Genomic DNA, 12,684 nt, shown 5'->3' with positions numbered 1-12,684 from the left:
TGGATCGTGTCGATACAAGAGACGGAGCGCGCCGAGGTGGCTACCGCAGTGAGCGTCGGAGAGAGCGTCGAGGAGCGCAACAAGAAGACCATCCGCTCGGTCTTCGACACCTTCGTCAACCGGGGCGACTTCTCCATCGTCGACCGGATCTACAGCCCCGACATGATCGACCACCAGCCGCTGCCGGGCGCTCCGGAGGGGCTGGAGGGGGTCACCTACACCATCGCGGGTCTGCGCGAGGGCTTCCCCGACCTGCACGTCACCATCGAGGACATGAGCGCCGCCGGGGACCACGTGGTCATCCACAACACCTGGCGCGGCACGCACCTGGGCGAGTTCCTGGGCATGCCCGCCACGGGCCAGTACATCGAGTTCACGGGCGTGGTGGTGTGGCGGCTGCTGGAGAACGGGCTGATCGCCGAGCGCTGGGGCATCGGCGTGGAGTCCAACATGCTGGAGGTGCTCGGCATGCGGCGCCTCGCCCCGGCCGCGCGCGGCGCGGCCAAGGCGGCGGCCCGGCGGACGGTGAAGCCGGCGACCGTGGTGCTGGAGCTGCCCGCGGGGCGGGCGGAGCACTGGCAGGAGGTCCAGGCGCAGCTGTCCGGCGAGCGCCGGCGCGAGTACGAGGCCTCGCGCCGGCGGGCGGGCATCCTGCAGGAGTCCTTCGCCGTGCAGGAACTGGGCGGCCGGTCCGTGGTGGTGCTCCAGCTGGAGGCGCGCGATCCGGCCGGGGCCGCGAAGCGGCTGCGGGAGTCGGGCAACGCCTTCGACGTGTGGCTGCGCGGCGCGGCGGGCGAGGTCTTCGGGGCCGATCCGTACGCGGCGCTGGCCGAGGGCGGGGTCGCCGAGCAGGGGCACGGCTGGTCGTCGGTCGGCTCCGAACTGGTGGCGAACGACTGAAGGACCTGGCACTTCGTCAGGTCTGCTGTCTAGCTTAGGTATTGACTCTTTCATTGCTAGCTCTTTGAGTTATCACTGCTAGAGTTTCTAGGGACGAAAACTACCCGGGAAGGCGTGGACGATGCGGCAACGAAAGCTCGGCAGCCAGGGGCTGGCGGTCTCCGAGCAGGGGCTCGGATGCATGGGCATGACCTTCGCCTACGGCCCCGCCGACGACCAGGAAGCCCTGCGCACGGCGCACCGGGCCCTCGAACTCGGCGTCAACCTCCTCGACACCGCGGACTTCTACGGACCGCACTCCAACGAGGAGTTCGTCGCCCGGGTCATCGCCGGGCGCCGGGACGAGGTCGTCGTCTCCTCCAAGGTCGGCAACGAGGTCAGCCCCGACGGGCAGATCACCGGCAAGCTCAACGGCCGGCCCGAATACATCCGTTCCACCGTCGAAGGCAGCCTGCGCCGGCTCGGCACCGACCGCCTCGACCTCTACTACCTGCACCGCGTCGACCCCGGCGTACCCGTCGAGGAGAGCTTCGGCGCCCTCGCCGACCTGGTCGCCGCCGGAAAGGTCGGCTACCTCGGCATCTCCGAGGCCTCCGCCGCCACCATCCGCCGCGCCCACGCCGTCCACCCCCTGAGCGCCGTACAGACCGAGTACTCGCTCGCCACCCGCGACGTCGAGGCCAACGGGGTCCTCGACACCGTCCGCGAACTCGGCATCGGCTTCGTCGGCTACAGCCCGCTCGGCCGCGGCCTGCTCACCGGAGCCATCCGCACCCTCGACGGCCTGGCCGAGCACGACTTCCGCCGGGTCGCGCCGCGCTTCCAGAAGGAGAACCTCGACGCCAACCTGCACGTCGTCGAGCAACTGGCGGCCCTCGCCGCCGCCAAGGGCGTCACCACCGGACAGCTCGCGCTGGCCTGGGTGCTGGCCCAGGGTGAGGACGTCGTGGCCATCCCCGGCACCAAGCGGGTCACCTACCTGGAAGAGAACATCGCCGCGTCCGCCGTCGCACTCGACGCGGACGACCTCGCGGCCCTCGACCGGATCGCCCCCCACGGCAGCCTGGCGGGAGACCGCTATCCCGCGGGCGCCATGGCCACGCTCGACGGCTGAGAACGGCCCGCCGAACCGCGGCGAGACCGTGGCGAGGCCGAGTCGAGGCCGTGGCCCATCCGAGTCGAGGCCGCGGCGAACCCGAGTGGAGTCCGCGGCCACACCGCGGCGAGTCCGCGCATCCCCAAGGTGAGTGAGTGCGATAACCATGGCGAACATCACGATCATCGGCGGCGGGCTCGCCGGTCTGACCGCGGCGATATCCGCCGCCGAACAGGGCGCCCGCGTCACCGTCCACGAGGCGCACGCCCACCTGGGCGGCCGCTCCCGCTCCGCCACCGGGCCCTACGTCACCAACGACGGCCCGCACACCTTCTTCGACAACGGCCCCTGCTGGAACTGGCTGCTCCAGCGCGGCCTCGCCGGCAACTACGTCCGCCTGTCCTTCCACGAGTGGACGCGGATGCGCTTTCGCCACCAGGGCAAGCTCCGCATGACCCTGCCCGGCGGCTACATGAAGATGACCTGGATGCACCGGGACATCGAGGTCCCCATCGACCGCTCCTTCCAGGACTGGGCCAGCGAACGCTTCGAGCAGCAGACCGTCAACGAAGCCCTCGGCTTCCTCGGCCCGATCCTCTTCGACGGAGACCCCGGCCGGCTCTCCGCCGCCTTCGTCTGGGAGCGGCTGCTGCGCGTCGGCACCCCCCGCTTCCCGCTCCCGAGCCGCTACTTCATCGGCGGCTGGGGCACGGTCATCGACCGCATGGAACGCCGGGCCAAGGCCCACGGCGTCGTCATCGAGACCAACTCCCGGATCACCGAACTGCCCACCGACGGCCCGGTCATCGTCGCCACCTCGCTCGCCGCCTCCCGCGGCCTGCTGGGCGACCCCACCCTCGACTGGCCCAGCGGCACCGCCGCCCTGCTCGACATGGCCGTCACCCACTCCAAGAAGGACGGCAACGTCTCCTTCGACATGGACGAGGGCGGCTTCACCTCGCAGTACTCCGACCACGACCCCTCGCTCGCGCCGGCGGGACAGGCCCTCTTCCAGGGCCAGATGCCCATCCGTCCCGGCGAGTCGAAGGCCGAGGCCCTGGCCCGCCTCGAAAAGCTCTTCGACCTCACCACCCCCGGCTGGCAGGACCGCATCCAGTGGCGCCGCGAGGGAGTCTCCCGCGGCCGCACCGGCGCCCTCGACCTGCCCGGCCTGAGCTGGCGCGACCGCCCCGCCGTCGACCGCGGCGACGGCGTCTACCTCATCGGCGACGCCGTCGCGGCACCCGGCATCCTCGCCGAGACCTCCATCAACAGCGCCCTGCACGCGGCGGAACTCGCCGTCCGGGCCAAGCCGATCACGCGCCGCTCGCCCGGCGTCCAGGCGGTGAGCCGGTCCGTCCTCTCGGCCCACTCGACCCTGTAACCGACCCTGTAAGGGGGCGCACCACACATGAGAATCACGCTGTCCGAGCGCGGTACCCCGGACTGGCTGGTCGCCAGGGAGATGGCCCGCGACGTGTTCGCCCGGCAGTACCAGGCGACCATCGATCCCGACCCCGACGGCTTCCTCGCCTTCTTCGAGGAGGACGAGAACGGGCAGGAGCAGGTCCTCGCCTGCGCGGGCCTCTCCTTCCCCGAAGACGAGCCGATCCTGCTGGAGCGCTACCTCGACGCCCCGATCGAAGAGGTCATCGCGTCCGAGGTCGGCGACCCGGTCGGCCGCCACCAGGTCCTGCAGATCGGCAACATCGCCTCCGTCCGCGCCTCCGCCGGCGGCGAGATCATCAAGGCGATCCCGCTGGTCATGGCCTGCCTGGGGCGCCCGTACGCGGTGATGACGATGACCGGACGGCTCGCCGAGCTCATGCAGCGCCTCGGGTGCATCTTCCACCCCCTCGCGGACGCCTCGCCCGACCGGCTGGAGCCGGAAGAGCTCGCCTCCTGGGGCTCGTACTACGACACCCGGCCCATGGTCGGCTACGCCAAGGCGGTCGACCAGAGCACCCTGCTGCTCGCCGCCATCGGCCGCTACTGCTTCGAATCCGTCGACATGCGGCTGCTCAGCAGCAACCGCCCGCAGGCGAAGGTGCTGTCCCGTGCCGCATGACCACCAGAGCGTCTCCCTCGCCGCAGGACTGCTGGACCAGGCCGACAGCGAAGCCGTCATGGTCCGCGTCCTGTCCGGCGACGGCGGTACGGGCGCCACCTGGAGCTACCGCGAGATCATCGGCGCCGCCCTGGTCCTCGCCGGCCACCTGGAGGGCTGGGCCGCCGCCCACGGCCGCCCCGCCCGTGTCGGGCTGCTCGCCGAGAACTCCCCCGAGTGGGTCGTCGCCGACCTCGCCGCCCTCTTCGCCTCCGCCGTCGAAGTACCGGTGCCCACCGCCTTCGCCGCCGAACAGGCCGCCTCCCTCCTCGACACCGCCGACCTCTGCTACGTCGACGACGGCGGCACCCGCGCCCTGGCCCGCTGGGCCGCGGACAGCGGCCCCGCCGACAACGGATCCACGGTCCTCCCCGAGAGCTGCCCGGTCACCACCCTCGACATCAAGGCGCTGCTCGCCGAGATCCCGGCCGGCGGCCTCCCCCGCCCGCCGGTGCCCGCCCAGGACGCCATCGTCAAGGTCATCCACACCTCCGGCACCACCTCCGCCCCCAAGGGCGTCCAGATCCGCCGCCACGGCCTGGACGCGCTCCTGACCTCCCTGCGGGCCCGCACCGAGCCCGCCATCTTCGAGCGCTACCTCTCGATCGTGCCGCTGAGCCTGCTCATCGAACAGGTCGCCGGGCTCTACATGCCCTTCCTCGCCGCCGGTTCGGTCTCCTTCCTGCCGCCCGGCACCGCACTGGTCGGCACCGCCGCCGACGCCGCGCCCCGGATGCTCAGCCTGCTGCGCCAGGCCCGGCCCACCGCGCTCGTCGTCCCGCCGACCGTCGCGGGACTCTTCCTCGCGCTCAGCGACCAGCAGCCCGACGAGAGCGTCCCCGAGCGGCGCCGCCGGATCTTCGGCCACGAGGGCTCCGTCTTCATCGCCTGTGGCGGCGCGCCCGTACCCGCGGAGATCCTCCAGCGCCTCGACACCTACGGGGTCACCGTCCACGAGGGGTACGGGCTCAGCGAGAACTCCTCGGTCGTCTCCTGGAACTTCCCCGGCCAGGTCCGCTTCGGCACCGTCGGCCGCCCGCTCGACCACGTCGAGGCCGAACTCGCCGAGGACGGCGAGCTGTTGATCCGCAGCACCTCCCTCTTCGCCGGCTACTCCCGCGAGGACCCCTCCAGCGTGGTCGTCGACGCGCGGGGCTGGCTGCACACCGGGGACCTCGCGGAGATCGACGAGGACGGCTACCTGCGCATCACCGGCCGCAAGAAGAGCATGGTGATCACCTCCAGCGGCCGCAACGTGTCCCCCGAATGGGTGGAAGCGCGCTACCGCGAACTCGGCTTCATCCGCGAGGCCGCCATCGTCGCCGACGGACTCGACCAGGTGCACGGCCTCTTCGTCATCGAGGCCGGCCTCGACCAGGACACCGCCCGCGAGCGCATCGACGCCTTCGGCAAGGAACGCCTCTCCGGCATCGAGCGCGCCGCCGTCGTCCACCTCATGGCCGAGGACGACCCCGCGTACGCCACCTGCTTCACCGTCACCGGGCGCCCGCGCCGTGACGTCATCCGGACCCACGTGCTGCGCCACGACAAGGACACGACCGAGGAGAAGGCATGAGCACCGCAGTGAAGACCACCCCCTACGGCACCGGCAGCGGCCTGCTGGTGGAACCCGTCGAGGGCGGCAGCCTCGCGGACGTCGACCCCAAGATCCTGCGCGACCTGCTCGCCGAGGCGGGATTCCTGCTCCTGCGCGGATTCACCCCCTCCGACATGGACTCCTTCACCGCCCTGGTGCAGTCCACCTCCACCTCCACCACCCTCGACCCGGCCCGCGACTTCTACTCCGAGGTCGCGCAGAAGGTCGACGCCGGATTCGCCGAGGTCGGCCTGCACACCGAGAACGGCAACAGTCCCTTCCGCGCCCACGTCGCCTGGTTCTTCTGCGAGAAGGCCGCCTCCTCCGGGTCCCAGACCACCGTCTGCGACGGCTACCGCGTCTGGGACGCCCTCAGCGACGGGTCCCGGGAGGCCTTCGCCGCCCAGGACATCGTCTACAGCCGCTACGTCGGCGAGCAGCAGTGGCGCGCCATGGCCCACCACCTCCTCGGCAGGACCAAGCCCGCCGAGGACATCGATGTGGCGGAACTCCTGGCGTTGGCCGGCCAGTTGCCCGGCACGGAAATCCAGGCCGAGGCGGACGGCGGCATCCGCTACGCTTTCCGCACTCCCGCCGCCGGGACCACGATCTTCGGCGAGCGGCGGTCCTTCGCGAACAGCATCCTCGGCCCCTCCTTCAACTACGAGAAGCCGACGATCACCTTCGCCGACGGGACCGAGCTGTCCGAGCGGCTCCTGGCCGAAGTCGAGACGGTGACCGCACGGATCACCGAGAACCTCGAATGGCAGGACGGCGACGCCGCCGTCATCGACAACACCCGGGTCATGCACGGCCGCCGCGCCATCACCGACCCGAACCGGACCATCTACAACGCCCTGAGCTACATCGAGGCCACTGCCGCCTGACCGGACTGCGCCGCTCCCGGCCGCGGGGCCGGGAGCGACGGGCCCACCCGAGAGGGAGCCATGAACACCGAGAAGAACGCACCCCGTACCCAGGACCGGGCACCGGCCGCCGCGTCCGCGGCGGGCCCGGGCAACGACACCCCGCCCGACCCGCGACGATGGCGCCTGCTCGTCTTCGTCGCCCTCGCCCAGTTCATGGTGCTCCTCGACACCACCGTGGTGAACCTCGCCCTGCCCGCGATCCAGTCCGACCTGAAGGCCACCGCCACCGGCATCGAATGGGTGCTGACCTCCTACATCCTGTGCTTCGGCGGCCTGATGCTGCTCGGCGGACGCACCGCCGACCGCTGGGGGCGCCGGCGCACCTTCCTGCTCGGCGCCGTCCTGTTCACCGCGGCCTCCTTACTCTGCGGCCTGGCCGACGGCACCGGCCTGCTCATCGCCGCGCGCGCCCTCCAGGGGTGTGGCGCGGCCTTCCTGTCCCCGGCCGCGATGTCCCTGGTCACCACGACCTTCCCCAAGGGCAAGGAGCGGACCACCGCCCTCGCCATCTGGGCCGCGCTGGCCGGCCTCGGCGGCACCCTCGGCGTCATCGCGGGCGGCCTGATCACCGACAGCCTGAACTGGCGCTGGATCTTCTACATCAACATCCCCTTCGGGGTCGTCGCCGTGATCGGCGTGCTGATCCTGGCGAGCGGCCGCACCGAGGCCAAGAGCGAGTCCACCCCCGACATCCTGGGCGCCGTCGCCGTCACCGGGGGCCTCGCCTCCCTCGTGTACGCCATCGTCAACATCCAGGACAAGGGCTGGGGTTCGATCCCGTACGTCATCGCCCCGGCCGTCGCCGCGGTGGCGCTGCTGGTCGGCTTCGTCGTGGTCGAGCGCAAGGTCGCCGACCCGCTGATGCCGCTCCAGCTCTTCGCCACCCGCTCCCTGGTCACCGCGGGCCTCGGCCGCATCCTGACCAGCGGGGTCCAGGCCTCCGTGCTCTTCCTGAGCAGCTACTACCTCCAGCGCACCCTGGGCTACTCCACCCTCAAGTCGGGCTTCGCCTTCCTGCCGCTCGGCGTGATCGCCATCCTGATCACCGCCCCGGCCACCCGGATCATGCACAAGTCCGGACCCCGCCCCGTCTACCTCTTCGGCGCGATCGGCTCCGTCCTCGGACTGCTCCTGCTCACCCGGGCCCCGCACGACGGGAACTACCTCCTCGACGTGCTGCCCGCGCTGCTGATCCTGGGCGCCTCCATGCAGTGCTGCGGCATTCCGGTCAACGTCCACGGGGTGTCCGACATCCCGCAGGAGCAGCAGGGCATCGCCTCCGGAGTGCTGGTCGCCGCCTTCCAGGTCGGAGCCTCGCTCGGCGTGGCGACCGTGGCCACCAGTGCCATGACCCGCACCACCGGCGAACTCGCCGACGGGCGGCTCCCGGCGATCGCCTGGGTGGACGGACTGCACCTGGGCTTCTGGATCGCGGTGGGCATCGGCGTACTGAACCTGCTCAACGCCTTCTTCGGACTCCCCGGACGGCGCCGGACGCGGACCTCCTCGCCCGCCGTCACTTCCTCCGCCGTCATCTCCTCCGCCACCGCCCCGAGCACCACCACCGTCTGACCGACGACCGACCACCCCAGATCAGAGAGGCATCCGATGGCCCGCCCCGGAGACACCCTCCAGCTCGGACAGGACAAGCTCACCTTCCTGACCACCTCGTCCCAGACGAACGGCGCCTACGTGGAGGTCGAGGTCGAGTACGCCCCGACCGTCCTGAAGCCGCCCGTCCACTACCACCCCAGGCAGACCGAGACCATGCGGGTGGCCGGCGGCCGCATCGTCATCCAGCTGAACGGCGTCGAGCACGAGCACCCCGAGGGCAGTGAGTTCTACATCCCGCCGGGCGTGCCGCACTCCATGTGGAACCCGGGTCCCGGGACCGCCCGGATGGTCTGGCGCACCACCCCCGCCTACCAGACCGAGCGCGTCTTCGAGACGCTGTGGGGCCTGGCCAACGAGGGCAGGCTCACCGCGGCCGGCCCCAAGCTCCAGATGCCGCTGCTCGCGCTCGGCTTCCGGGACGAGTACCGGGTGATCACCGGCCGACCCTTCGCCCTGGACATGGCCCTGTGCACCCTGCTCGCTCCGGTCGGCCTGGCCTGCGGCTACCGGCCGTTCTACAAGCCGCCGCAGCAGCAGCGCAGCCGGCCGGTGGCGGCGGGGGCATGACCGGGGCCCGACCGGGGGTCGACCGGGGGCACTTCCCCGGGCCTTTCGGCGGGGCCCGACCGACCGGCCCGTCCGGCCTGACGTTCGAGCCGTACGCGAGGTCGCGGCCCTAGCGTCTGCGACATCAAGCCGGTCGACGCGTGGAGGAACGGTCATGGCCACCGAACAGCACGAATTCACCCTGCCCGGTGCGGATCTCCCGCAGCCCGACGCCGACCTGCGCAAGCGCCGCGAGGCGGTCGTCCTCGCGCACACCGTCGCCGAGATCGCCTGGGACATCGACGGCGTGCTCGCCACCTTCCCGCGCGGCGGCATCTACCGCATCCAGGCCTTCGAGGAGAGCCCGCTGATCGGCGAAGAAGCCATCAAGAAGGGCTACTTCGCCGACCTCAAGGCGGCCTTCCCGAACCTTGACCACGACCTGCACCACGTCCACCACACCCCCACCGCCGTGATCCTGGAGGCCCAGGCCCGCGGCAAGCAGGAAGCGGACTACCGGGGCATACCCAACCTCGGCAAGTCCATCGACGCCCCCGTCGCGGTGTTCTTCCACTTCGACGGGGACGTCCTGGTCGACGAGACGCTGTACTTCGACATGGCGACCTTCCAGCGCCAGCTGGGCTGATCTCCCGCACGCGCCCGACCCGAGCCACCCTCCCCTTCCGGGGAGGGTGGCTTCGCGTGTCCATGGGTCCACCACGAATCGAGGAGGGCTGTAGTCCGGTTCCGTAGCGTCGTGAGCGCCGAAACGGCCTGTGTCACGGATGAGTTATGAGCATCTCCTACTGACATTGCCTCCAGAAAGGATGCTCGGATGAGCACCGTCAACCCCCCAGCCTCGGCCGGTGGAGCAAAGGGGGTGGTCTTCTGGGCCATCCTCACCACGAGCCTCGCCTCCTTCATGGCAGGGCTGGACAACCTCGTGATCATCACGGCGCTGCCCACCATCCGCGAGAAACTCGGCGGCAGCCTCACGGATCTCGAATGGACGGTCAACGCCTACACCCTCTCCTTCGCGGTCCTGATGATGTTCGGTGCCGCGCTCGGTGACCGCTTCGGCCGTCGCCGGATGTTCGTCCTCGGCCTGCTGCTCTTCACGGGCGCCTCGGCCGCCGCGGCGCTCGCGCCCGGCATCAACGAACTCATCGCCTTCCGCGCCGTCCAGGGCGCCGGCGCGGCCATCATCATGCCGCTGTCGGTCACCCTGCTGACCGCCGCCGTCCCCGCCGAGAAGCGCGGTACGGCGCTCGGCATCTGGGGCGCCGTCAACGGCCTGTCGATCGCGGCCGGCCCGCTCGTCGGCGGTGCGATCGTCGAGCACCTGTCCTGGCAGTGGATCTTCTGGCTCAACGTCCCGATCGGCCTGGCCCTGGCCCCGATCTCCTGGCGCAAGCTCACCGAGAGCAAGGTCGCGAACTCGCGGCTCGACGCCGTCGGCACCATCCTCGCCAGCATCGGCCTCTTCGGCATCGTCCTCGGCCTGATCAAGGGCCACGGGGACGGCTGGACCTCTCCCGTCGTCCTCGCCTCCCTCATCGGCGGCGTGGTCGTGATGGCCGTCTTCGTGGTCTGGGAGAACAAGACCGAGCACCCGATGGTCCCCATGCGCCTCTTCAAGATCCGGGCGTTCACCGCGATCAACCTGGCCGGCACCCTGATGTCGGTCGGCATGTTCGGCGCGATCTTCCTGATGACCCAGTTCCTCCAGAGCATCCAGGGCTACAGCGCCATGGAGGCCGGCGTCCGGCTGCTGGCCTGGACCGCGATGCCGATGGTCGTCGCCCCGATCGGCGGCATGGTCTCCGACAAGATCGGCGGCAAGCCCGTCGTCACCCTCGGCCTCGCGATGATGACCGGCGGCATGGTCTATTGGGCCTTCATCCTCGAACCGAACGTCTCCTACGTCGCCCAGCTGCCCTCCCTCATGATCTGCGGCGCCGGCATGGCCCTCTTCTACGCACCGCTGATGAACCTGACGATGGGCTCCGTCAAGGAGGAGGAGCAGGGCATCGCCTCCGGCGTCACCGCCGCCACCCGTGAGGTCGGCGCGGCGCTCGGCGTCGCGCTGCTGGCCTCCATCTTCAGCGCCAACGGCGGCTACGCCTCGCCGCAGAACTTCGTGGACGGGCTGGTCCCGGCCATGTGGGTCGGCGCCATCGGGGTCGCCCTCGCCACCCTGTCCATGCTGATCGCCCCCGGCAAGGGCAAGGGCGTCCAGCCCGAGCTCTCCGCCCCGGCGGCGCAGGGGTCCGCCACGGTGGCACCGCCCACGGCCAAGGCCCCCGCGGCCAAGGCCGCGGCCGACAAGCCGGCTCCCGCGTCGGTGCGCTGACCGACCGCAAGCGCACCCTCCGTACCGATGGCCCCCGCGTCCCGTGCGCGGGGGCCATCGGCCGTGCGCGAGCGCTCCAACCGGGTTCGAGCGGGGCCGGAGCGGTCGCCCCGACGATCGGAGGGCCCGCTGTTCACGACTTCGACAACGAACCGAGGAAGCATGGCAATTGAGGAGATGAAGGTCCGGGACGCCTTCCGGATCACGCCGTCGCAGCTGACCGACAACCGCGGCCGCTTCTTCGAGGCCTGGCGCATCGGCGAACTCACGGAACTGAGCGGCCAGCCCTTCACCGTCAAGCAGGTCAACTTCTCGGTCTCCTCCCGCAACACCCTGCGCGGCATCCACGGCACCACCCTGCCCCCCGGCCAGGCGAAGCTCGTCACCTGCGTGCGCGGCGCCGCCCTCGACGTGGTCGTCGACCTGCGCGTCGGCTCGCCGACCTTCGGCATGTTCGACACCACCGTGCAGGAAGCGGACTCGGGGATCGGCGTCTACCTCGCCGACGGCCTCGGGCACGCCTTCCTCGCGCTCACCGACGACACCTGCATGAACTACCTCTGCTCCACGGAGTACGTACCGGGCACCATGGTCGACATCCAGGCCCTGGACCCGGCCCTGGGCATCCCGTGGAACACCACCGCGGAGCTCGTCAGGTCCGAGAAGGACGCCCTGGCCCCGACCCTGTCCGAGGCCGTGGCGCTGGGGCTGCTGCCCACGTACGAGCAGGCCGTCGCCTCCTACGGGCCCGGCCACCGTCCGTGACGGACATCGCCGTCCTCGGCTCCGGGGCCGTCGGGACCAGCCTGGCCACCGGGCTGGCCGCCGCCGGCCACCGGGTGCTGACCGGCACCACCCGGCCCGACCGCCCCCGCCCCGGCGACGACCCCGCGCTCGCGGCGGGCGTCCGGTTCACCGGCCACGCCGAGGCCGCCGAGAACGCCGGGATCGTCTTCAACACCACCCCCGGCGAGGTCTCCGTCGCCCTGCTCAGCGGCCTCGAACCCGCCCTGCGCGGGCGGGTCCTGGTCGACGTGTCCAACGCCGCCGAACGCAGCCCCGAGGGCTTCCCCGTCGCCCCCCTCCACCCGCACAGCAGCCTCGCCGAGGAGATCCAGCGGGTCCTGCCACGGACCCGGGTCGTCAAGGCCCTCAACACCATGGACCACCGCGTGATGACCGCCCCGCGGATCCTGCCCGTCCCCGCCACGGCCTTCCTCTCCGGCGACGACCCGCGGGCCAAGGAAGAGCTGTCGGCGCTGCTGGTGGACCTGGGCTGGCCGCGGGAGTGGATCCTCGACCTCGGCGGCCTCTACACCGCGCGCGCCCTCGAATGGACCGTCCTGATGCTGGGCCCCTTCATCACCCGGCACGGCTTCGTCCCGTTCGGCCTGGCCATCGCGCACTGAGCGGCGGGCGGGGGGTGTTACCCCCCCCCCCCCCCCCCGGGGGTACGGATCCGCGGTTTAGTGGTGGGCCCCCCCCCCCATCCCGCCCCCCCCCACACCGCCCGCCACGCCGCCCCCCCCGCCCCGCGCCCCG

At 71.2% G+C, this 12,684-nt stretch carries 12 protein-coding genes; all 12 read left to right on the top strand.

Translation table 11 applies throughout. From position 1 onward, the window contains the following. The first annotated feature begins 6 nt into the window (after nt 1–6). Nucleotides 7–900, top strand: a complete 894-nt coding sequence (locus ACIBEA_RS40830; RefSeq protein WP_399268933.1) for an ester cyclase — start codon at nt 7–9, stop codon at nt 898–900. Between the two features lie 121 nt (nt 901–1,021). After that, nucleotides 1,022–2,014 carry an aldo/keto reductase gene (locus ACIBEA_RS40825; RefSeq protein WP_399268931.1) on the top strand — a complete coding sequence of 331 codons (993 nt, stop codon included), beginning with the start codon at nt 1,022–1,024 and terminating at the stop codon, nt 2,012–2,014. A 148-nt stretch (nt 2,015–2,162) separates the two neighbouring features. Further along, nucleotides 2,163–3,380, top strand: a complete 1,218-nt coding sequence (locus ACIBEA_RS40820; protein WP_399268929.1) for a phytoene desaturase family protein — start codon at nt 2,163–2,165, stop codon at nt 3,378–3,380. 27 nt (nt 3,381–3,407) lie between these two features. After that, entirely contained in the window at nt 3,408–4,064 is a 657-nt protein-coding gene (locus tag ACIBEA_RS40815) for a thermostable hemolysin (RefSeq protein WP_399268927.1), read from the top strand. Then, nucleotides 4,054–5,679 carry an AMP-binding protein gene (locus ACIBEA_RS40810; RefSeq protein ID WP_399268925.1) on the top strand — a complete coding sequence of 542 codons (1,626 nt, stop codon included), beginning with the start codon at nt 4,054–4,056 and terminating at the stop codon, nt 5,677–5,679. The genes ACIBEA_RS40815 and ACIBEA_RS40810 overlap by 11 nt, the downstream gene beginning before the upstream one ends. Beyond that, nucleotides 5,676–6,587 carry a TauD/TfdA family dioxygenase gene (locus ACIBEA_RS40805; RefSeq protein ID WP_399268923.1) on the top strand — a complete coding sequence of 304 codons (912 nt, stop codon included), beginning with the start codon at nt 5,676–5,678 and terminating at the stop codon, nt 6,585–6,587. The genes ACIBEA_RS40810 and ACIBEA_RS40805 overlap by 4 nt, the downstream gene beginning before the upstream one ends. 60 nt (nt 6,588–6,647) lie before the next feature. Beyond that, a complete protein-coding gene (locus ACIBEA_RS40800) occupies nt 6,648–8,201 on the top strand; it encodes an MFS transporter (RefSeq protein ID WP_399268921.1) in 1,554 nt (517 codons plus the stop codon). Nucleotides 8,202–8,237: 36 nt separating this feature from the next. Continuing rightward, nucleotides 8,238–8,810: a cupin domain-containing protein gene (locus tag ACIBEA_RS40795; protein ID WP_399268919.1), complete on the top strand. Its 573-nt coding sequence runs from the start codon at nt 8,238–8,240 to the stop codon at nt 8,808–8,810. Between the two features lie 154 nt (nt 8,811–8,964). Further along, nucleotides 8,965–9,435 carry an ester cyclase gene (locus ACIBEA_RS40790; RefSeq protein WP_399268917.1) on the top strand — a complete coding sequence of 157 codons (471 nt, stop codon included), beginning with the start codon at nt 8,965–8,967 and terminating at the stop codon, nt 9,433–9,435. 189 nt (nt 9,436–9,624) lie between these two features. Next, complete coding sequence (locus ACIBEA_RS40785; protein ID WP_399268915.1) at nt 9,625–11,142, top strand: DHA2 family efflux MFS transporter permease subunit; 1,518 nt, start codon at nt 9,625–9,627, stop codon at nt 11,140–11,142. Between the two features lie 162 nt (nt 11,143–11,304). Continuing rightward, a complete protein-coding gene (locus tag ACIBEA_RS40780) occupies nt 11,305–11,907 on the top strand; it encodes a dTDP-4-dehydrorhamnose 3,5-epimerase family protein (protein ID WP_399268913.1) in 603 nt (200 codons plus the stop codon). Further along, nucleotides 11,904–12,551 carry an NADPH-dependent F420 reductase gene (locus ACIBEA_RS40775; RefSeq protein WP_399268911.1) on the top strand — a complete coding sequence of 216 codons (648 nt, stop codon included), beginning with the start codon at nt 11,904–11,906 and terminating at the stop codon, nt 12,549–12,551. Before ACIBEA_RS40780 ends, ACIBEA_RS40775 begins: the two co-directional genes overlap by 4 nt. Nucleotides 12,552–12,684: the final 133 nt, after the last annotated feature.

The organism is Streptomyces sp. NPDC051555 (genome assembly GCF_044454405.1).
Lineage (GTDB): Bacteria > Actinomycetota > Actinomycetes > Streptomycetales > Streptomycetaceae > Streptomyces.
Note: the sequence above shows the minus strand (reverse complement) of the source record. Positions and strands in the feature narration are given on the sequence as shown.